This window comes from Streptomyces paradoxus (genome assembly GCF_014202475.1).
Classification (GTDB): Bacteria; Actinomycetota; Actinomycetes; order Streptomycetales; family Streptomycetaceae; genus Streptomyces; species Streptomyces paradoxus.
Window position 1 is genome coordinate 399,861 of sequence record NZ_JACHGV010000005.1, and the last position, 19,972, is coordinate 419,832.

At 71.8% G+C, this 19,972-nt stretch carries 20 protein-coding genes and 1 tRNA gene; 10 read left to right on the top strand and 11 right to left on the bottom strand.

Annotated features, from left to right (window positions below):
* Positions 1–32 precede the first annotated feature (32 nt).
* Together HNR57_RS19465 and HNR57_RS19470 are read right to left on the bottom strand one after the other, a co-directional pair.
* Entirely contained in the window at positions 33–1,061 is a 1,029-nt protein-coding gene (locus HNR57_RS19465; protein WP_184561271.1) for a P1 family peptidase, read from the bottom strand.
* 100 nt (positions 1,062–1,161) lie between these two features.
* A complete protein-coding gene (locus tag HNR57_RS19470; RefSeq protein WP_184561272.1) occupies positions 1,162–2,388 on the bottom strand; it encodes a low temperature requirement protein A in 1,227 nt (408 codons plus the stop codon).
* Positions 2,389–2,444: 56 nt separating this feature from the next.
* Between HNR57_RS19470 and HNR57_RS19475 the strand changes: the two genes are divergently transcribed.
* Positions 2,445–2,624, top strand: a complete 180-nt coding sequence (locus HNR57_RS19475) for a hypothetical protein (protein ID WP_030845027.1) — start codon at positions 2,445–2,447, stop codon at positions 2,622–2,624.
* Here HNR57_RS19475 and mscL read toward each other — a convergent pair.
* The 6 genes from mscL to HNR57_RS19505 form a co-directional block, all read right to left on the bottom strand.
* Complete coding sequence (mscL, locus tag HNR57_RS19480; RefSeq protein WP_184561273.1) at positions 2,584–3,093, bottom strand: large conductance mechanosensitive channel protein MscL; 510 nt, start codon at positions 3,091–3,093, stop codon at positions 2,584–2,586. The genes HNR57_RS19475 and mscL overlap by 41 nt on opposite strands.
* A gap of 123 nt (positions 3,094–3,216) precedes the next feature.
* Positions 3,217–3,807: a hypothetical protein gene (locus tag HNR57_RS19485; RefSeq protein ID WP_313674088.1), complete on the bottom strand. Its 591-nt coding sequence runs from the start codon at positions 3,805–3,807 to the stop codon at positions 3,217–3,219.
* A gap of 205 nt (positions 3,808–4,012) precedes the next feature.
* The gene (locus HNR57_RS19490) at positions 4,013–4,873 is read right to left on the bottom strand and encodes an S-methyl-5'-thioadenosine phosphorylase (RefSeq protein WP_184561274.1); all 861 of its coding nucleotides are present in this window, start codon (positions 4,871–4,873) and stop codon (positions 4,013–4,015) included.
* A 77-nt stretch (positions 4,874–4,950) separates the two neighbouring features.
* Positions 4,951–5,268: an FmdB family zinc ribbon protein gene (locus HNR57_RS40595; RefSeq protein WP_184561275.1), complete on the bottom strand. Its 318-nt coding sequence runs from the start codon at positions 5,266–5,268 to the stop codon at positions 4,951–4,953.
* Positions 5,269–5,335: 67 nt separating this feature from the next.
* Positions 5,336–6,628 carry an MFS transporter gene (locus HNR57_RS19500; protein WP_184561276.1) on the bottom strand — a complete coding sequence of 431 codons (1,293 nt, stop codon included), beginning with the start codon at positions 6,626–6,628 and terminating at the stop codon, positions 5,336–5,338.
* A gap of 265 nt (positions 6,629–6,893) precedes the next feature.
* Positions 6,894–8,423, bottom strand: a complete 1,530-nt coding sequence (locus HNR57_RS19505; protein ID WP_184561277.1) for a potassium/proton antiporter — start codon at positions 8,421–8,423, stop codon at positions 6,894–6,896.
* 238 nt (positions 8,424–8,661) lie between these two features.
* On the opposite strand from HNR57_RS19505, the gene HNR57_RS19510 reads away from it, so the two are divergent.
* Positions 8,662–11,481 (top strand): penicillin acylase family protein, encoded by a 2,820-nt coding sequence (locus HNR57_RS19510; RefSeq protein ID WP_184561278.1) that lies wholly within the window; start codon positions 8,662–8,664, stop codon positions 11,479–11,481.
* Positions 11,482–11,529: 48 nt separating this feature from the next.
* On the opposite strand, the gene HNR57_RS19515 is transcribed toward HNR57_RS19510, so the two are convergent.
* The gene (locus HNR57_RS19515; protein WP_376772268.1) at positions 11,530–12,078 is read right to left on the bottom strand and encodes a 5-formyltetrahydrofolate cyclo-ligase; all 549 of its coding nucleotides are present in this window, start codon (positions 12,076–12,078) and stop codon (positions 11,530–11,532) included.
* Positions 12,079–12,246: 168 nt separating this feature from the next.
* On the opposite strand from HNR57_RS19515, the gene galU reads away from it, so the two are divergent.
* The 7 genes from galU to HNR57_RS19550 all read left to right on the top strand — a co-directional run bounded on the left by galU (position 12,247) and on the right by HNR57_RS19550 (position 17,750).
* On the top strand, positions 12,247–13,149 hold the full coding sequence (gene galU / locus HNR57_RS19520) for a UTP--glucose-1-phosphate uridylyltransferase GalU (RefSeq protein WP_184561280.1): 903 nt from the start codon (positions 12,247–12,249) through the stop codon (positions 13,147–13,149).
* Positions 13,150–13,153: 4 nt separating this feature from the next.
* Positions 13,154–14,494 carry a molybdotransferase-like divisome protein Glp gene (gene glp / locus HNR57_RS19525; RefSeq protein WP_184561281.1) on the top strand — a complete coding sequence of 447 codons (1,341 nt, stop codon included), beginning with the start codon at positions 13,154–13,156 and terminating at the stop codon, positions 14,492–14,494.
* 82 nt (positions 14,495–14,576) lie between these two features.
* Complete coding sequence (gene moaC, locus HNR57_RS19530) at positions 14,577–15,086, top strand: cyclic pyranopterin monophosphate synthase MoaC (RefSeq protein WP_062927360.1); 510 nt, start codon at positions 14,577–14,579, stop codon at positions 15,084–15,086.
* Positions 15,083–15,583: a MogA/MoaB family molybdenum cofactor biosynthesis protein gene (locus tag HNR57_RS19535; RefSeq protein WP_184561282.1), complete on the top strand. Its 501-nt coding sequence runs from the start codon at positions 15,083–15,085 to the stop codon at positions 15,581–15,583. The genes moaC and HNR57_RS19535 overlap by 4 nt, the downstream gene beginning before the upstream one ends.
* 17 nt (positions 15,584–15,600) lie before the next feature.
* Positions 15,601–16,227: a GNAT family N-acetyltransferase gene (locus HNR57_RS19540; RefSeq protein ID WP_313674094.1), complete on the top strand. Its 627-nt coding sequence runs from the start codon at positions 15,601–15,603 to the stop codon at positions 16,225–16,227.
* A 172-nt stretch (positions 16,228–16,399) separates the two neighbouring features.
* A complete protein-coding gene (gene sepX / locus HNR57_RS19545) occupies positions 16,400–17,593 on the top strand; it encodes a divisome protein SepX/GlpR (protein ID WP_184561283.1) in 1,194 nt (397 codons plus the stop codon).
* An 83-nt stretch (positions 17,594–17,676) separates the two neighbouring features.
* A tRNA-Ala gene (locus HNR57_RS19550) sits at positions 17,677–17,750 on the top strand.
* Between the two features lie 64 nt (positions 17,751–17,814).
* On the opposite strand, the gene HNR57_RS19555 is transcribed toward HNR57_RS19550, so the two are convergent.
* A complete protein-coding gene (locus HNR57_RS19555) occupies positions 17,815–18,291 on the bottom strand; it encodes a GNAT family N-acetyltransferase (protein WP_184561284.1) in 477 nt (158 codons plus the stop codon).
* Between the two features lie 127 nt (positions 18,292–18,418).
* Here HNR57_RS19555 and HNR57_RS19560 point away from each other — a divergent pair, with 127 nt between their 5' ends.
* Positions 18,419–19,222 carry an exodeoxyribonuclease III gene (locus HNR57_RS19560; RefSeq protein ID WP_184561285.1) on the top strand — a complete coding sequence of 268 codons (804 nt, stop codon included), beginning with the start codon at positions 18,419–18,421 and terminating at the stop codon, positions 19,220–19,222.
* Here the strand turns inward: HNR57_RS19560 and HNR57_RS19565 are convergent.
* Positions 19,219–19,860, bottom strand: a complete 642-nt coding sequence (locus tag HNR57_RS19565) for a MerR family transcriptional regulator (RefSeq protein ID WP_184561286.1) — start codon at positions 19,858–19,860, stop codon at positions 19,219–19,221. The genes HNR57_RS19560 and HNR57_RS19565 overlap by 4 nt on opposite strands.
* Between the last annotated feature and the right edge of the window lie 112 nt (positions 19,861–19,972).

Here is a 19,972-nt window from a genome sequence, read left to right on the forward strand (position 1 = left end):
CGGCTGTGGATCCGCTGTGCCCGCGGGCCAGTTCAGCGGCTTTCGTACAACTCTCCGTACGACGGCCACGCCCCGCCCGGACCGTCCACCGGGTCCGCCGCCCGCACGGCCCGGACGATCGCCCGCGTCACCATGTCCGCACCCGCCGCGAGGATCTCGTTCAGGGCGAGCGGGTTCGCGGCGTCCAGGGCCCGGTCGCCCGTCGCCAGCGCGAACACCGTGTCCCCGTCGTTGAGGAGATGCACCGGCCGCACCGCACGGGCGATGCCGTCGTGCGCCGTGCCGGCCAGCTTCTGTGCCTGCGCCTTGGACAGGTCCGCGTCCGTGGCGACCACCGCGAGCGTCGTGTTGAGCGGGGGCGGCGTATTCCTCTCGGCCGCCTCGGCCAGACGCCGCCGCGCCCGGGCGTGCACCTGGGCCCCCGGGTACTCCACCCGCCCCTGGAACAACTCCCCGTACAGCACCCCCGTTTCCGGATCCAGCGCCGACCCCGCCGCGTTGGCCACGACCAGCGCGGCCACCGTGATCCCCGAGCCGAGCAGCGTGCTCGCGCTGCCGATGCCGCCCTTCACCACCCCGGCCACCGCTCCCGTGCCCGCCCCCACGCACCCCTGGGGCACCGGCGCGCCGAGCTCGCTCGCCGCGGCGGCCTCGACCGCGGCCCGGCCGGTCACCGCGTCCGGCCGGGCCCGGAAGTCGCCGCCCCGCCCCAGGTCGAAGACACAGGCGGCGGGCACCACGGGCACGACCTCGGCCGGCTTCGCCCCGACGCGGATCCCGCGCCCCCGCTCCTCCAGCCAGGCCATCACCCCCGACGCGGCGTCGAGCCCGTACGCGCTGCCGCCGGTCAGCACGACCGCCTCCACCTTCCGCACCACGTTGCGGGGATCCAGCGCGTCGGTCTCCTTGGTGCCGGGCCCGCCGCCCCGCACGTCCACGGCGGCCACGGCCCCGCCCTCCGGGGCGAGCACGACCGTGGTGCCGGTGAGCCAACCGTCGCCGGTGCGGGTCGCGTGTCCCACGCGCAGGCCGGCGACATCCGTCAGTGCGTCAACTGTCATGGGGCACAGTCTCGTCCGCCACCGGCCCCGGCGGGCGTACCGAGCCGGTGGCTGCCGCGTCAGCCCGTCGACCGGTGCGCGGACCGGCTCGCGGAGGCCCTCACCCGGTCCGCGTCGCCGGCCCGCTCTCCCGCGTGGCCGGGCGCGTGGCCAGGGTCTCTCCGGCCGCCACCGACAGCGCGCAGACCACTCCCGCCGCGAACACCGCCCAGTGCCCCAGGAACGTGCAGCAGATCACCAGCAGGGCCGTCGTCGGCAGCACCAGCTGCTGGGTGATGCCCCGCTTGAAGTGGCGCGAGTGCAGGACCCACACCGTGAGCAGGTACAGGGCCGCCGGCAGTGTCACCGCGGCCGACGCCGCCAGTGTGGAGACGTGTGCCTTGCCGACCGTCTCCTCCACCGCCACCTCCAGCCCGGCCCCGATCGCCGCCGCCGAGGCGAACACCAGGTAGTGGCCGTAGCCCCACAGGAACGCCTGGCGGCTGGTCCGCAGATGGCCGTGGATGGGCACCACGAAGTAGATCCACCACGCGGCGAAGATGACCAGCAGGCCGCCCGCCGCGATGGGGAGGAGCTCGCCCAGCGCGTCGTTCTCGTCGATGCCCGACTTCACCGCGATCGTGGCCGCCGCGATCGTCTCGCCGAGCACGATGATGGTGAACAGCCCGTACCGCTCCGCGATGTGGCGGGGGTGCCAGGACGTGGTGTGGTGCCTTTCCGCGACGGGCGGCACGCACATCTCCAGCAGCGCCATCACCAGGAACCACCAGGGCCGGCCCCCCTCGGGCAGGAACAGCAGCCCCAGCCAGCCGGCCTGGCACGCCAGCACGCCGCCGGCGTAACGCAGGGCCGTCGTACGCTCCGGGCCCCCGGCGGCGCGGGCCGCCCGCAGCCACTGCGCCGCCATGGCCACCCGCATGATCGCGTAGCCGAGCCAGACCACGAGGTACTCGTGGTCCTCGAACGCCCGCGAGACCCCCGCCGCGAGGACCAGTACACCCGCGATCTGGACCAGCGTGACGACCCGGTAGAGGACGTCGTCGTTGTCGTACGCCGAGGCGAACCAGGTGAAGTTCATCCACGCCCACCACAGGGCGAAGAACACCATGGCGTAGTCGAGGATGCCCTGGCCCGCGTGCCCCTCGGCGACGGAGTGCACCAGCGCGATGCCCGCCTGGGCGACGGCCACGACGAAACACAGATCGAAGAAGAGCTCCAGCGGCGAGGCCGTCCGGTGCGCCTCGTCGCGGCCACGGGCCCGAAGCCTGCGCAGCGCCCCCCTGTTGCCGGGCGCGGGGACGGGCGGGGGAGTGGGGCTGGACGTCATGCGTCCCAGCAGAGCAGAAGGCACGGGGAATTTCTCCGCGACCGTACCCTGGTTGCATGAGTACCGTCCCCGGCCCCGAGCCGCGCGAGCCGAAGCCCGCGCTGGTCTTCGACGACCCGCTCGACCAGCAGTCCTCCGACGACACCGACCGCGGCTGGGGCGAGCGCACCGACTCCGGCGGCAGCGCGGCGGACCTCAAGCGCTTCCTGGACGAGAAGCCCCCCCACCACCTCTGAAGCCGTCGCGCTCCTCCCGGTCGTGCCCCGAGCCGCGCTGGGCGACCAGGGCGTCCCGGATCTCCTTCAGCACCTCCAGCTCGGTCACCTCCAAGATCTCCTGCGTGCCCTCCTTCGCCTTCCGGCGGGCCTCCTGCCGGGCCAGGTACTTCGCCATGGGCAGGACCATCAGGAAGTACACGACCGCCGCGGTGATCACGAAGCTCAGGGCGGCACCGAGGACGGAACCCCACAGGATCTGGATGCCCTGCTCGCCCTCGCAGGTCGAGCTCAGACACGAGCTGTAGTGGTCCAGGTTCTTGGTCCCGATGGCGCCGACGACCGGGTTGATGATCCCCTTCACCACGGCGTTGACGATGTTGGTGAAGGCGGCACCGATCACCACCGCCACCGCCAGATCGACGACGTTCCCGCGCATCAGGAAGGCTTTGAAGCCCTCCCAGACACTCGGCTCCTTCTTCTCGCTCACCTGGGGGCCTCTCCTCGTACGAGCAGCTTGTGGAACAAAACGCTCCGCAACCTACGTCACCGCTGGGCCGAACCGGGCAACCAGGTCCCTTGAACGAGGGCCTTGACGCGATCATGCACGCAATCACCACAGCGTCACCGCCAGCCGCCCGGTGGCACCCGCGCCGGCCAGCCGGGCGGCGGTGGCCCGCGGCACCGACAGCACGACCAGCGCCCCGCTGTCGCCCGCGCCCTCCACCGGCTCCGGCACCTTCGTCACCCTGGCCCCGCGCGCGACCACCCGGGCGTCGCCGCCCGGCACCGCCCCCTCGGCGGCGATGACGTCGACCCGGTCGCCGGGCCGCAGCAGTCCTACCGTGGCCGCGTCGGCGATCCGGACCGGGGCCGTCACCGGTCCCGGGGCCCGGCGCGTGAGCGGGGGCTGCTCCCCGGACACCGAGGCCGTGTGGGCGGGAGGCCGGGCCCGGGGATGACCACGGGCCGCGTCGGTATCGCGCGGGCCCGCCGCCACGAGTGCCGTGGCGGTGACCGCGAGCCCCACGGCCACGGCCCTTCGCCGGTGCCGGACGAGCCGGCCGGACCGGTGCCCGCCGCGGACCCGTACCGGCTCGAACCGCGGCACCTCACGGGTCGCGGGCACCTCCGCGCCGGGCGGGCACGAGGCGCGTGACCAGGAGGGAGACGAGGGCACGACCGAGGAACGAGCGAGGGACACGGAGACCACCACCTGTGACGAGGGACCGGCTTGCGTCCCCCACGATGAGGTCTCGCGCCACCGCCCGCTCAGGCCTGTGGATCCACCGCCGGCCTGTGGAGAACTCCCTCACCCGAACGGGACGCTCCGCAGCCACAGCCCCAACCGCCGGAATGAGCACCAGCACCACCAGCGCCGGCACCCCCACGGGCCCCGCCGCGGAGCCCTACGGCAGCGCGAACCCCGGATCCATCCCGCCCAGCGCACGCACACACAGACAGTCCCGCTCGCCCTCGGCGGGCAGCCCGGCCACCGCGTCGAACAGCACCCCCCGCAGCCGGTCCACATTCGCCGAGAACACCCGCAGCACCTCGTCGTGCGAGACGCCCTCGCCCGTCTCGGCGCCCGCGTCGAGGTCGGTCACGAGGGTCAGCGACGTGTAGCAGAGCTCCAGCTCGCGGGCGAGCGCCGCCTCGGGGTGGCCGGTCATGCCCACCACCGACCAGCCCTGCGCCTGGTGCCACAACGATTCCGCACGCGTCGAGAAGCGCGGCCCCTCGACCACGACCAGCGTGCCGCCGTCCACCGGCTCCCAGTCCCGGCCGCGCGCCGCCTTCAGCGCGACGGCCCGCCCTGCGGGGCAGTAAGGGTCGGCCAGCGACACGTGCACCACGTTCGGCACGGAGCCGTCGGGCAGCGGCACCCCGTCGAAGTAGCTGTTGGCGCGGGATTTCGTGCGGTCCACCAGCTGGTCCGGCACCAGCAGCGTGCCCGGCCCGTACTCGGGGCGCAGGCCGCCCACGGCGCACGGGGCGAGGACCTGGCGCACGCCGACCGAGCGCAGCGCCCACAGGTTGGCCCGGTAGTTGATCCGGTGGGGCGGCAGGTGGTGGCCCCGTCCGTGCCGCGGCAGGAAGGCGACCCGCCGGCCGGCGACGTCACCGAGGAAGAGGGAGTCGCTGGGCGGCCCGTACGGGGTGTCGACCTGGATCTCGGTCACGTCGTCGAGGAAGGAGTAGAACCCCGAGCCGCCGATGACGCCGATCCCGGCGCCTTCCTGGTCCGCCACGTTCGCCTTGTTCGCCATGCCCGCACCCTAACCGGACGCAGGAACGCCGAGGACCCCGTCGCCCGAGGGCGACAGGGTCCCGTAAGAATCGGGCCTTACGCGGCGGTGGTGCTGGAGGAGGAGCTGCTGGTGCTCGACGACGAGCTCGAGCCGGAGCTCGACGAGCCGGAGTCGGAGGAGGACGAGCCCGAGGACGCGGAACTCGACTTCGCAGCCGGGGAGCTGCTCGACGAGGAGCCGCGGCTGTCGTTCCGGTAGAAGCCGGAGCCCTTGAAGACAATGCCGACCGCCGAGAACACCTTCTTCAGGCGGCCCTGGCAGCTGGGGCACTCGGTCAGGGCGTCGTCGGTGAACTTCTGCACCGCCTCGAGGCCCTCGCCGCACGCGGTGCACTGGTACTGGTAGGTGGGCACTGTCTTCCTCCTGGCACTCTCACTCGATGAGTGCTAACGACGATCCATAGTGACGTATTCCGGCCGCTCAGTCCACTGCCACCGGCACGCGGTGACCCACGCCACGTGCAACGGTCCGGCCGTTGGCCCGCGCCGCCAGCCGGGACCGCAGCGCCAGGAGGGTCGCCAGGGCCAGCACCGTGCCGCCCATCGGCACCAGGAAACCGGCGCCCGACCAGAAGCGGTCCTCCAGCTGACCGGCGACCGTGACGGCGGCGGCCTGGCCGAGCGCGACCGCTCCGGTCAGCCAGGTGAAGGCCTCGGTGCGGGCACCGGCCGGGACCAGGCTGTCGACCAGGGTGTAGCCGGTGATCAGGGCAGGCGCGATGCACATGCCGACCAGCAGGCCGAGGCCGGCGAGGACCGGCACCGAGTGGGCGGCCCACAGACCGGACGCGGCCAGGGCGAGCGCCGCGTAGCCGATGACCAGGCGCCGCTGCGGGGCCGCCTTCCAGACGATCGCGCCGCAGACCACGCCGGAGAGCATGTTGCCCGCGGCGAAGACGCCGTAGAGGACGCCGTTCAGGCCCGGTTCGCCGATCGACTCGGTGAACGCGGCCAGCGCGACCTGCATGCCGCCGAAGACCGTGCCGATGCCCAGGAAGGTCACGATCAGCACGCGCACCCCGGGGACGCGCAGTGCCGAGGCGTGCTCCACGCGCGCGTGCCCGCCGGTGGCGACCGAGGGCTGCGTGCTCTTCTGCGCGGCGAACAGCAGACCGCCGATCAGGGTCAGCGAGGCCTCCGTGACCAGTCCGGCGGCCGGGTCGACGGCCGTGCACAGGGCGGTGGCCAGCAGCGGTCCGACCACGAAGGTCAGTTCGTCCGTGACGGACTCGAAGGCCGCGGCGGTGGTCATCAGCGGCGAGTCCTTGAGCTTCACGCCCCAGCGGGCCCGCACCATCGGGCCGACCTGCGGCACCGAGGCACCGGTCGGGACGGCCGCCGCGAACACCGCCCACAGGGGTGCGTCCATGAGCGCGAGCGCGGTCAGCGTCAGACCGGACAGAGCGTGCAGCAGCACTCCGGGGACCAGCACGGCGCGCTGCCCGTAGCGGTCGGCGAGACGGCCGCTGTAGGGCGCGAACAGGGCCATGGAGACGCCGGTGGCGGCCGCGGCGGCGCCCGCCGCACCGTAGGAGCCGGTGGTGTGCTGCACCAGCAGGACGATGGAGATGGTCAGCATCGCGAACGGCTGGCGTGCCGCGAAGCCGGGGAGCAGGAACGTCCAGGCGCCGCGGGTGCGCAGCAGCCGGCCGTATCCCGGGCGGGCGGAAGCCGTCGGGTTCTCCGACGCCTTCGAGGTGACCGTGGACGCCACGGCCCGTGCCTTTCTGCCGCCTGGTAGCGCGGCCCCGTAGCGGGCGGCGCCGAGAGCTGTCCTCTTGCGCGGAACTGCGGTAGATGCCGGGGCCCGGTGAGGAGGGGTGTCCCGACCGCCATACGGTCGCGCCAGCTCTGCGTCAGGCAGAGTTGGTTCGATCTGGGTAACGCCTTCATCGTACAGGGATCAAGGGCTGCTCTCCTGTGAAAGTGAGCACCATGCCCCTGGACGCCCTACAAATCCCAAACCGCGCAAAACGCCCTCAACGGCTCGCCCCGTCCGTGCCCAGCCAGCCGGCCAGCTTGCCGCCGTGCCCCACGGCCCGCAGCCGGCTCTCGGTCGCGTCCCGGACGGGGTCCGTGGCGACCACGAGGAGCTCGTCGCCCCGCTGCAAGATCGTCGTCGGCAGCGGGACAAAGGATTCGCCTCCGCGCACGATGAGCGTCACGGCCGCGCCGTGCGGCAGCCGCAGCTCGGCCACTTCCACGCCGTGCATCTTCGATTCGCCGGGGATCGCCACGGACAGCAGATGGCCGCGCAGCCGCTCCAACGGGGCCGACTCGATGCCGAGGTCGGCGGCCTCCGAGCCGTCCCCCAGGTGCAGCTTGCGGCCCAGCCAGGGCAGCGTCGGGCCCTGGACCAGGGTGTAGACGACGACCAGCACGAAGACGATGTTGAAGATCCGTCGGCTGGCGTCGACGCCCTGGACCATGGGGATGGTCGCCAGGATGATGGGCACGGCCCCGCGCAGCCCCGCCCAGGACATCAGGGCCTGCTCCTGCCAGGGCACCCGGAACGGCGACAGGCAGAGCACCACGCTCAGCGGTCGCGCCACCATGGTCAGCACCAGCCCGATGACCAGCGCGGGCACGATGTCGTCGCCCAGTTCGTGCGGGGTGACCAGCAGGCCGAGCAGGACGAACATGCCGATCTGGGCCATCCAGCCGAGCCCGTCGGCGAACCCGCGGGTGGCCGGCCAGTGCGGCAGCCGCGCGTTGCCCATCACCATCGCGGCGAGGTACACCGCGAGGAAGCCGCTCCCGTGGGCGAGCGCGCCGGCCGCGTAGGCCACCACGGCGATCGCCATGACGGCGATCGGGTAGAGGCCGGAGGCGGGCAGCGCCACGTGCCTGAGCCCCCAGGAGCCCAGCCAGCCCACCGCGAGTCCGATGGCCGCGCCGATCGCCAGCTCCAGCAGGATCACGCCCAGCAGCGTGTACCAGTGCTCGACGGGCCCGGCCATGGACAGGGACACCACGAGGATGACCACCGGGGCGTCGTTGAAGCCGGACTCCGCCTCCAGCGTGCCCGTCACGCGCGCGGGCAGGGGGATCTTGCGCAGCACGGAGAACACGGCCGCCGCGTCGGTCGAGGAGACGACCGCCCCGATGATGAGGGCCTGCCGCCACTCCAGCCCGATGAGGTAGTGCGCGGCCGACGCCGTGACCCCGACGCTCACCGCGACACCGGCCAGCGCCAGTGCCGTGGCGGCCGGCAGGGCCGGCTTGATCTCCTTCCACTTCGTGCCCAGACCGCCCTCGGCCAGGATCACGACCAGGGCCGCGTACCCGATGACCTGAGTCAGTTCGGCGTTGTCGAAATGGATGTCGCCCACGCCGTCCTGGCCCATGGCGACGCCGATCCCCAGGTACACGAGCAGGCTGGGGAGCCCGCTGCGCGAGGAGATCCGTACCGCTGCGACGGCGACGAGCAGGACGAGCGAGCAGACGAGCAGGAGCTGGTTGAGGTGGTGAACAGTCAGCGGCCGAATCCTTCCCTGGCCCGCACGCACGCGCGCGTGGGCTCACGTACATCGCACATGAAGCTGTGGCGCACCGCGCCAACTACTTCGTTACCTTACCTAACTCTTGACGATTTCTTGACACTTCTTGGGGCAAGATCGAACATCCGTCCGTGCTGGTTCCCGACTCCGCGTCAAGGGGCGCAAGGCCCTGCGCCTATCGTTGCTCCAGCGCTCAGTTAAAAGCACAGCCGAACCTGCCGCTCGCGTTAGGACAGCAAGGACAGCGATGCCCCCCAACACCACCGCCTCCACGGGTCAGCAGCCCGGCAAGTCCGGCAGGAGAAAGGGGCGCAAAGCCCGACTTATCGTGCTCGTCCTGGTGCTGGCCCTCATAGGGGGTGTGGCCTACGGGTCGTACTGGTCCATCAGTACCGTCCGGGCCTCCTTCCCGCAGACGAAGGGCACCCTCACGCTGAAGGGCCTCTCGGGCCCCGTCGAGGTCAAACGCGACCATTACGGCATCCCGCAGATCTATGCCTCCTCCGACGCGGACCTGTTCATGGCGCAGGGCTACGTCCAGGCGCAGGACCGGTTCTACGAGATGGACGTCCGCCGCCACATGGCCTCCGGCCGGCTGTCGGAGATGTTCGGCAAGAGCCAGGTCGACAACGACGAGTTCCTGCGCACCCTCGGCTGGGACCGGGTCGCCAAGCAGGAGTACGACACCAAGCTGTCGGCCACCACGAAGAAGTACCTCCAGGCCTACGCCAAGGGAGTCAACTCCTACCTCCAGGGCAAGGACGGCGAGGACATCTCCCTGGAGTACGCGGCACTGGGCTTCACCAACGACTACAAGCCGCAGGCGTGGACCCCGGTCGACTCGATCTCCTGGCTGAAGGCGATGGCCTGGGACCTGCGCGGCAACATGCAGGACGAGATCGACCGCGCCCTGCTGACCAGCCGCCTCGGCCCGAAGCAGATCGCCGACCTGTACCCGCAGTACCCGTACGGCCGGAACAAGGCGATCGTCCAGGAGGGCCAGTACAACGAGCTGACGCAGACGTTCGAGCAGGGCGGCGCGAACGGCACCTCCGGCGCGAACGGCACCGCGGGAGCCTCCGCCGGAACGGCGGGCACCCAGGGCGCCGCCTCCGGCACGTCCGGCGCGAGCGGCACCGCCTCCGGCGCCTCGGGCACCGCGGGCCTGGACAGCCAGCTCGGCGGCCTCACCAACGTCCTGGACGACCTCCCGCCGGCCGTCGGCGTGAACGGCGACGGCATCGGCTCCAACTCCTGGGTCGTCGGCGGGAAGTACACCATCACCGGCAAGCCGCTGCTGGCCAACGACCCGCACCTGTCGCCCTCCCTGCCGTCCGTCTGGTACCAGATGGGCCTGCACTGCCGCAGCGTCTCCAGCGCGTGCCAGTACGACGTCAGCGGCTACACCTTCGCCGGCATGCCGGGCGTGATAATCGGCCACAACCAGGACATCTCCTGGGGCATGACCAACTCCGGCGTCGACGTCACGGACCTCTACCTGGAGAAGCTCACCGGCGACGGCTACCTGTACGACGGCAAGGTCAAGCCCTTCAAGACACGCGAGGAGACCATCAAGGTCGCCGGGGGCGAGTCCAAGAAGATCGTCGTACGGCAGACCGAGGACGGGATGCCTCTGCTGTCCGATCGCGACGAGGAGCTCGTGAGGGTCGGCAGGAAGGCCGCCGTCGACACCGCCGCACCCGACAGAGGCGACGGCTACGGCGTCGCGCTGCGCTGGACCGCCCTGCAGCCAGGCACCACCATGGACGCCGTCTTCGCCATGGACAAGGCGAAGAACTGGACCGACTTCCGCAAGGCCGCCGCCCGGTTCGAGGTGCCCTCGCAGAACCTGATCTACGCCGACACCGAGAACCACATCGGCTACACGCTGCCGGGGAAGATCCCCACGCGCGCGAAGGGCGACGACGGCTCCATCCCGGCGCCCGGCTGGGACTCCAAGTACCGCTGGACCGGGTACGTCCCCCAGGACGCGCTGCCCTACGAGTACGACCCCGAGCGCGGCTACATCGTCACCGCCAACCAGGCAGTGATCGACCCGGACGAGTACCCGTACACGCTCACCGCGGACTGGGGCTACGGCGCCCGCAGCCAGCGGATAACCGACCTGATCCAGTCGAAGATCAAGGACGGCGGCAAGATCTCCACGGACGACATGCGCCAGATGCAGCTGGACAACAGCAGCGAGATCGCCCGGCTGCTGGTGCCCAAGCTGCTGAAGATCGACCCCGGGAACAAGGACGTCCGCGAGGCGCAGAAGCTCCTGGAGGGCTGGGACTACACCCAGGACGCCGACTCCGCGGCGGCGGCCTACTTCAACGCGGTGTGGCGCAACATCCTCAAGCTCGCCTTCGGCAACAAGCTGCCCAAGGAGCTGCGCCCCAAGGGACAGTGCCTGTGGGTCGAGCCGGTCAACACCACCGGCCCCGCCGATGAGGCCGAGAAGGTCCGCGAGTGCGGCCAGCGCGACCCCGACCGGGCGCAGCCGGACGGCGGCGACCGCTGGTTCGAGGTGGTCCGCAAGCTCATGAACCAGCCGGACAGCGACTGGTGGAAGACGCCCAAGGTGAGCAACAGCCGCCCGGGTGCCGTCGACCGCGACCAGCTGTTCAAGCGGGCCATGATCGACGCCCGCTGGGAGCTGACCGCCAAGCTCGGCAAGGACATCGACTCCTGGAGCTGGGGCCGGCTGCACCGCCTGTTCCTGAAGAACCAGACCCTCGGCACCGCGGGCCCCGGTTTCATCCAGTACGCCCTCAACCGCGGCCCCTGGGAGCTCGGCGGCGGCGAGGCCACGGTCAACGCGACCGGCTGGAACGCGGCCGGCGGCTACGGGGTGGTGTGGGTGCCGTCCATGCGGATGGTGGTGAACCTCGGCGACCTCGACAAGTCGAAGTGGATCAACCTCACCGGCGCCTCCGGGCACGCCTACAACTCCCACTACGTCGACCAGACCGAGAAGTGGGCAGACGGCGAACTGCTGCCCTGGTCCTTCTCGGACCAGGCGGTCGAGAAGAGCACCGCCGACAAGCTGGTGCTCAGACCGTGAGCCGGTGAACAAGGGGCCCTCCACGCGCGCGTGGAGGGCCCTTCGGCGTCAGGGCGCCGGCCGGAACCGTCGCACCCCCGACGGTGTCACCACCGCGTCCACCGGCCGGTCGTGCGGCTCGGCGGGGACGTGCCCGACGACCTCGGAGTCGTACAGCAGCACCACCAGGGCGGGATGCGTCCCCGCCCGCTCCAGCCGCGTCAGGACCCGGTCGTACGAGCCGCCGCCCCGCCCGAGCCGCATCCCGCGCGCGTCCACCGCGAGGCCGGGCAGCAGCACGGCGCCGGCGGTGGTCACGGCGTCGGGCCCGAGGCGCTCGCCCGCGGGTTCGAAGAGGGCCATGCGGCCGCCGTGTTGCACGCGCGCCAGGGAGCCCTCGCCCTCGTACGCGCCCCAGTCCAGGTCGTTGTCGGGCAGCAGGGCCGGCAGCAGCACGCGCACGCCCCGGGCGCGCAGCGCGTCCAGGAGCGCGAGTGTCCCGGGTTCACTCCCCACCGAGACGTACGCGGCCACCGTCCCGGCCCGCGCCAACTCGGGCAGCTCCAGCGCCCGCCCGGCCAGCGCGGCCGATGTTTCCCGCAGGTCATCCGGCGTCAACCTGTTCCTCACCGCGAGGATCTCGCGCCGCAAACTCCGCTTGTCAGGCTCGCCCGGACGTGCGATAGGCCTCAATGGTTGCTCCCGTACCGTCGCAATACGCTCATATGAGCGCCTATGAACCGGAGCCGCAGATTCCATGCAAAGGCACCGGATAGGGTGGCCGACATGACTCAGTTGCACCCTCGGATCAGCAAGGCTGTCATTCCCGCAGCAGGCCTCGGCACCCGGTTCCTGCCGGCCACCAAAGCCACTCCCAAGGAGATGCTGCCGGTCGTGGACAAGCCCGCGATCCAGTACGTGGTCGAGGAGGCCGTTGCCGCGGGTCTCGACGACGTCCTCATGGTGACGGGCCGCAACAAGCGCCCCCTGGAGGACCACTTCGACCGCAATTACGAGCTGGAGTCGGCCCTCCAGAAGAAGGGCGACGCCGGCCGTCTCGCCAAGGTGCAGGAGTCGAGCGACCTCGCGACCATGCACTACGTCCGCCAGGGCGACCCCAAGGGCCTCGGCCACGCCGTCCTGTGCGCCGCCCCGCACGTGGGCGACGAGCCCTTCGCCGTCCTCCTCGGCGACGACCTGATCGACCCCCGCGACCCGCTGCTGCAGCGCATGGTCGAGGTCCAGGAGCAGCGCGGCGGCAGCGTCATCGCGCTCATGGAGGTCGCCCCGGAGCAGATCCACCTCTACGGCTGCGCGGCTGTGGAGACCACCGAGGACAGCGACGTCGTCCAGATCAGCGGCCTGGTCGAGAAGCCCGACCCGGCCGACGCCCCGTCCAACTACGCCATCATCGGCCGCTACGTCCTCGACCCGCACATCTTCGAGATACTGCGCCGGACCGAGCCGGGCCGCGGCGGCGAGATCCAGCTCACCGACGCCCTGCAGGAGCTCGCGGCGGACGAGAAGATCGGCGGCCCGGTGCACGGCGTGGTCTTCAAGGGCCGCCGCTATGACACCGGCGACCGCGGCGACTACCTGCGTGCCATTGTCCGACTCGCATGCGAACGTGAAGACCTGGGCCCGGACTTCCGGACCTGGCTTCGCAGTTACGTAGCCGAGGAGATGTAGCCCGTTGAGCAGCGCCGCGCCCCACGTCACCGGCCAGGACCACTTCGGCCCCGACCACCTGTGGTCGGTGGACGAGCACCTGGAGGACATCCTCGCCACCGTCCGCCCCCTGGAACCCATCGAGCTGCACCTGCTCGACGCCCAGGGCTGCGTCCTCGTCGAGGACATCACGGTGCCGGTGTCCCTGCCGCCCTTCGACAACAGCTCGATGGACGGCTACGCGGTACGGGTCGCGGACGTCGCGGGCGCGAGCGAGGAGTTCCCGGCGGCCCTGGAGGTCGTCGGGGACGTCGCCGCGGGCCAGGCCGAACTGCTCCATGTGGGCCCCGGCCAGGCCGCCCGGATCATGACCGGCGCCCCGCTGCCGCCCGGCGCCGAGACGGTCGTGCCCGTCGAGTGGACCGACGGCGGGCTCGGCGAGGGCCCGGTGCACGGCATGCGCGCCCGCAGCCTCGGCCCCGAGGGCGCCACCGGGCACGTGCACGTGTACCGTCCGGCCGAGGCGCGCGCGCATGTGCGCGCGAAGGGCAGCGACGTGAAGGCCGGCGACCGCGCCCTGGAGGCCGGCGCCGTCCTCGGCCCGCCCCAGATCGCCCTGCTCGCCGCGATCGGCCGCGGCACCGTCCGGGTCCGCCCGCGGCCGCGCGTGGTGGTGCTCTCCACCGGCAGCGAACTCGTCCAGCCGGACACGGAACTGGGCACCGGTCAGATCTACGACTCCAACAGCTTCGCCCTCACCGCCGCCGCCCGCGACGCCGGCGCCATCGCCTACCGGGTGGGCGCCGTCGCCGACGACGCCGAGACCCTGCGCTCCACCATCGAGGACCAGCTGGTCCGCGCCGACCTGATGGTCACCACGGGCGGCGTGAGCGTCGGCGCGTACGACGTGGTGAAGGAAGCCCTGTCCCACGTCGGTGACGAGGACGAGGCCGGCAGCGGCATCGACTTCCGCAAGCTCGCCATGCAGCCCGGCAAGCCCCAGGGCTTCGGCTCCATCGGCCCCGACCACACCCCGCTGCTGGCCCTGCCCGGCAACCCGGTGTCGTCGTACGTCTCCTTCGAACTCTTCGTCCGCCCCGCGATCCGCACCCTGATGGGCCTCCAGGACGTCCACCGCCCGACGACCCGGGCGACCCTGGTGGCGGACAAGGCGCTGACCTCCCCGAAGGGCCGCCGCCAGTTCCTGCGCGCCACCTACGCCGACGGCAAGGTCACCCCGGTCGGCGGCGCCGGATCCCACCTGGTCGCCGCCCTCGCCCACGCGGACGCCCTGATCGCCGTCCCCGAGGACACCGAGTCCGTCGAGCCGGGCACCGACGTCGAGGTGGTCCTGCTCGGCCGATAGGCGCTGGTTGGGGGTACCGTGTCGCGCACAACAGGCCCGTGCGCCGCACCGCGACGGGCCCGGACCGGGAGCGCCACACAGCATGAGCACGCAGGACCCACCCCCGCAGGACGGCCCCACACAGGACCGGCTGACGCACATCGACGCGGCGGGCGCCGCCCGCATGGTCGACGTGTCTCAGAAGGACGTGACCGCGCGCACCGCCCGTGCCAGCGGGCGCGTCCTCGTCTCGCCCCGCGTGATCGAGCTGCTGCGCGGCGAGGGCGTCCCCAAGGGCGACGCCCTCGCGACCGCGCGGATCGCCGGGATCATGGGCGCCAAACGCACCCCCGATCTGATCCCGCTGTGCCACCCCTTGTCGGTGTCCGGTGTGAAACTGGACCTGTCGGTCGCGGACGACGCGGTGGAGATCCTGGCCACCGTGAAGACGACGGACCGCACGGGTGTCGAGATGGAGGCCCTCACCGCGGTCTCCGTCGCCGCGCTCACCGTGATCGACATGGTCAAGGCGGTCGACAAGGGAGCGGTCATCACGGACGTACGGGTGGAGGAGAAGACGGGCGGCAAGTCGGGCGACTGGAGCCGGGCATGACGTATCGCGCTCTGGTGGTCACGGCCTCCAACCGGGCCGCCGCCGGGATCTACGAGGACAAGGGCGGCCCGATGGTCTCGGACGGCCTGAAGCGCTTCGGCTTCGAGGTCGACGGGCCGCAGGTCGTTCCCGACGGCGACCCGGTCGAGGCCGCCCTGCGCGCCGGTGCCGACGCCGGCTACGACGTGATCGTCACCACCGGCGGCACGGGCATCTCGCCCACCGACCGCACCCCCGAGGCGACCCGCCGCGTCATCGACCACGAGGTGCCGGGCATCGCCGAGGCCATCCGGGCGTTCGGCCGGGAGAAGGTGCCGACCGCGGCGCTCTCCCGGGGTCTGGCCGGCGTGGCGGGCGGCACCCTGATCGTCAATCTGCCCGGCTCCAGCGGCGGCGTGAAGGACGGCCTGGCCGTGCTGGAGCCGCTGCTCGTCCACGCCGTCGAGCAGCTCCGGGGCGGCGACCACCCCAGACCCGGCAGCGGGGGTGCGAGCTGAACAGCCCATCCTGGCCCGTGGAGCTGGTGGACGGCGACATCGTCCTCAGGCCGATAAAGCTGCGCGACCAGCGGGCATGGCGCGAGGTCAACCGGCGCAACCGCGACTGGCTGCGCCCCTGGGAGGCGACGATCCCGCCGCCCACGCCCGGCGGGCCGATGACCCACCGCCCGACCTTCCGCCAGATGGTCCGGCATCTGCGGTCGGAGGCGAACGCGGGCCGGATGCTGCCCTTCGTCATCGAGTACCAGGGGCGGCTGGTCGGGCAGTTGACGGTCGCCGGGATCACCTGGGGCTCGATGTGCTCGGGCCATGTCGGTTACTGGGTGGACGAGGCGGTGGCCGGCCGCGGCGTGATGCCGACGGCGGTGGCGCTTGTCACCGACCACTGTTTCCGCACCGTCGGACTGCACCGCATCGAGGTCTGCATTCGCCCCGAGAACGGGCCCAGCCGCCGGGTCGTGGAGAAACTCGGATTCCGCGAGGAGGGTCTGCGGCCGCGTTATCTCCACATCGACGGGGCCTGGCGCGACCATCTCGTCTTCGCCCTCACCGCGGAAGAGGTGCCGGACGGGTTGCTGAGGCGCTGGCAGCGGGCACGGTCGCAGAGTGATCCGGGAATGCGGCGCTACCCCGGAAATTGAATAAGTGTTCGAAATTGATCGACCGGTGACCATCTCAGGGCAATGAATTCCCGGCCTGGGCGGTCTGCTGATCGCAACGATCGCAAGAAAAGTTCGAAATATCAGCCAGATCGTGCGACACACCGGCTCAATTGGCAGATGGCCTCACGCAAACCCCTCTACGGTGTGAGGCGTGAGCAGCAGCGGCCTCATCTACGCAGTCATTGTCGGGGCCTGGGCCGCCTACTTGGTGCCGATGTGGCTCCGTAGGCAGGACGAGCTGAACGAGGCCCGTCCGACGGAACGCTTCAGCACCGCCATCCGGCTGCTGTCCGGACGGGCGGGAATGGAGCGCCGGTACGCCAAGGACCTGCGGGCGCGCTCCACCGACGAGGGGGAGCAGGACGCCGGCGACCTGGACGCCGTCACCGACTCGGTGGACGTCCGGGCCTTCGCCGTGTCCAAGACCCGCCCCCAGACCCAGGCACCCGTACCCTCGCCCGGCCCCGAACCCCCGGCCCGTCAGTCGCCCGCACCGAAGGCGGGGACGTCCGGACATCCCCGGGAACGGGTCCCCGCCGCCCGGCGCGGCGCCTCGGCGCAGGCGAACCAGGCGGCCGCGGCACGAGCCCGGCGCTTGAAGGTGCTCGCGCGCCGCCGGCGCACCACCACCATGCTGTTCCTCGCCTTCACCCTCGGCGCGATCGTCGCCGCGGTCGGAGGGCTCGCCTTTTTGTGGGCGCCCGGCGTGCCCGCGGTCATGCTCAGCGTCTACATCGCGTACCTGCGCTCCCAGGAGCGCCGCCGCTTCGCGTACCAGATGGACCGCCGCATGGCCGAGGCCGCGGCGCAGCGCCTGCAGGAGCGGCAGCGCCAGCCCCGCCGGCGCGCCCTCGCCGACGAGGAGAGCGACGAACCGGAGGAGGGACCCGAGCCGGTGACCGACCCCGGCCTGTCGGCCCTCGCGGCGGACCGGCGCGCCCTCGTCGAACAGACCGACCACGCGGAGTGGGTCGACCAGCAGCGCGAGCGGCAGCGGCGGCCCGGGCAGGGCGGCGACAGCTGGGAGCCGGTGCCGGTGCCCCTGCCGACGTACGTGACGGCCCCGGTCGCCCCGCGGGCCACCAGTGACGTGGATCTCGGCGCCCCGGACACCTGGAGCGCGGCCCGGTCGAGTGCGGTCACCCCGAACGCGCAGAGCGAGTCCGCCGCCGCGGACCGCCCGGGTGAGCCGCAGCCCCCCGCCCAGGACGCGGGCGACGACGACGGCGACGGACGCACCGACGCCCGCCGCGCGGCCTCCGCCCGACGGGCCCGCGAGCGCGGCCGCACCCCGCTGTTCGACCAGTACGAGGACGGGGACCGGCCCCGGGCCGCCAACGAGTAGGCCCGCGAAGCCGCAGGTGACCGCCCCTGGGGAACGGATTTCCAAGCAGGCCGATCGGGGTGCTAAAGTTTCACTCGTTGCAAGGGCCTGTGGCGCAGTCCGGTAGCGCACCTCGTTCGCATCGAGGGGGCCAGGGGTTCAAATCCCCTCAGGTCCACGCAGCTCAGAGCCCCGGTCGGGAAACCGACCGGGGCTCTGACGTGTGTTCAGTGCCACACGCCTCAAAGGCTCTTGGCGAAGCAGCGGCTCGACTCGTAGAGGCGGTAGTAGCCGAACTTGGCGCAGGGCTCGTAGCCGCTGGACGTGTACAGGGCTATGGCCTCCGGCTGCTTGGTGCCCGTCTCCAGGACCATGCGGACGCGGCCGGCCGCGCGGGCGTCCTCCTCCAGGGCGGCCAGGATGCGCCGGGCCAGACCCCGGCCGCGCATGCCGTCGACCACGTACATGCGCTTGAGCTCGGCGTCGCCGTCGACGTTGCCCTCGTCGTTGGCGTCCTGGGCCCGCCAGCCGCCCGAGGCGACGGGGGTGCCGTGTTCGTCGTACGCGATCAGGTAGGTGCCGTTGGGCGGTTCGAAGTCCGCGGCGGCCATGGGCGTGGCGTCGCCGTCGTCGCCGTAGCGGACCGCGTACTCGGCCTGGACCTGGTCGTTCAGCTTCATGGCGTCGGGGTGGTCGAAGGAGACCCGGCGTATGTGCATGGCCGCTACCGTATTCGATCCGGAACTGGACCTCGTCCAGGGTGCCGGTATCGTGCCGGGGTGCTCACTGTGACCTCCGACAACGGGTCCTGCCGCTGGGGTCGCCGGTGATGTCGAGGAGAGTGCTTTGCTGACAGTGACCTCTGTGAATGTGAACGGGCTGCGTGCCGCCGCGAAGAAGGGCTTCGTGGAGTGGCTCGCGGAGACCGAAGCCGATGTGCTGTGCCTCCAGGAGGTGCGCGCCGAGCCGGAGCAGCTGCCCGGGCCCGTCCGCGCGCCGGAGGGGTGGCATGTCGTGCACGCGCCGGCCGCCGCCAAGGGGCGGGCCGGGGTGTCCCTGTACAGCCGCCGCGAGCCGGACCGGGTCCGGGTCGGGTTCGGCTCGGAAGAGTTCGACGGCAGTGGGCGGTACGCGGAGATCGACCTGCCCGGGGTCACCGTCGCTTCCCTCTACCTGCCCTCCGGCGAGGTCGGCACCGAGCGGCAGGACGAGAAGGAACGCTTCATGGGCGAGTTCCTCGCCCACCTGAAGGGGCTGCGGGAGCGTGCCGCCGCCGAGGGGCGCGAGGTGCTCGTCTGCGGCGACTGGAACATCGCCCACCAGCAGGCCGACCTGAAGAACTGGCGCGGCAACCAGAAGAACTCCGGGTTCCTCCCCGAGGAGCGGGAGTGGCTGACCCGGGTCCTCACTCCGGAGGACGGCGGCTACGTCGACGTCGTCCGCGTGCTCCACCCGGACACCGAGGGGCCGTACTCGTGGTGGTCGTACCGGGGGCGGGCCTTCGACAACGACACCGGATGGCGGATCGACTACCACGTGGCCACCCCGGGGCTCGCCGGGCGGGCGGTCAAGGGGTTCGTGGAGCGGGCCGCCACGCACGCGCAGCGGTGGTCGGACCACGCGCCGGTGACCGTCGTCTACGACCTCTAGGGCTTCCGCATCCTGCGGTCCAGCGCCAGTGACAGTTCCGCCTCCACCACGCTGCGGGCCAGGGGGCGCAGGCGGGGCAGGTCCTCGGGGGAGGCGTGGCGGAGGACCAGGGTGGTGAAGAGTTCGGCGAGGGCGTCGGCGTGGGTGCGGACCTGTTCGGCCGCGCCGAGGACCTCCGCGAGGGGGATGCCCTCGTGGACCAGGGCGGAGGAGACCTCCAGGAGGCGGCGGCTGATGTGGACGATCTCCCCGCCGTCGGTGCCGAGGTAGCCGAGTTCCATCGCGGCGGCGAGGTTCTCCGGGGTGGCCTCGCCGGCGAAGTGGTCGGCGAGCTCCTCGGGGGTGAGGTGGACCGGCTCCTCCTCGGTGGGGCCGCCGACGCCGAGCAGGTCGCCGACGTCGCGGCCGTGGTCGAAGGCCTCCGCCAGTTCCGCGATGCCGCTGAGGGTGTGGCCGCGCTCCAGCAGGGCCGTGATCGTGCGCAGCCGGGCCAGGTGCTGGTCGTCGTACCAGGCGATGCGGCCCTCGCGGCGGGGTGGCGGGATCAGCTTGCGTTCGCGGTAGAAGCGCAGGGTGCGCACCGTGATCCCGGCGAGGCGGGCCAGCTCTTCCATGCGGTATTCACGCTTCTCGGCCACCTGGGCACCTTAAGGCGTACCAGGGGTAACTTTCCTCGCCCCGCCCCCTACCCATCGGTACGCCGCTGCCCTACGCTCCCACTGCGCCAGTGTTCACTGGCATGGTTCTCCT

Excerpts from the sequence above, each read along its gene's own strand:
- HNR57_RS19510 (WP_184561278.1), top strand. The coding sequence starts at position 8,662 with ATGCCCCCCAACACCACCGCCTCCACGGGTCAGCAGCCCGGCAAGTCC.
- HNR57_RS19535 (WP_184561282.1), top strand. The coding sequence starts at position 15,083 with ATGACGTATCGCGCTCTGGTGGTCACGGCCTCCAACCGGGCCGCCGCC.
- HNR57_RS19475 (WP_030845027.1), top strand. The coding sequence starts at position 2,445 with ATGAGTACCGTCCCCGGCCCCGAGCCGCGCGAGCCGAAGCCCGCGCTG.
- moaC (WP_062927360.1), top strand. The coding sequence starts at position 14,577 with ATGAGCACGCAGGACCCACCCCCGCAGGACGGCCCCACACAGGACCGG.
- galU (WP_184561280.1), top strand. The coding sequence starts at position 12,247 with ATGACTCAGTTGCACCCTCGGATCAGCAAGGCTGTCATTCCCGCAGCA.
- HNR57_RS19465 (WP_184561271.1), bottom strand. The coding sequence starts at position 1,061 with ATGACAGTTGACGCACTGACGGATGTCGCCGGCCTGCGCGTGGGACAC.
- HNR57_RS19470 (WP_184561272.1), bottom strand. The coding sequence starts at position 2,388 with ATGACGTCCAGCCCCACTCCCCCGCCCGTCCCCGCGCCCGGCAACAGG.
- HNR57_RS19555 (WP_184561284.1), bottom strand. The coding sequence starts at position 18,291 with ATGCACATACGCCGGGTCTCCTTCGACCACCCCGACGCCATGAAGCTG.
- HNR57_RS19490 (WP_184561274.1), bottom strand. The coding sequence starts at position 4,873 with ATGGCGAACAAGGCGAACGTGGCGGACCAGGAAGGCGCCGGGATCGGC.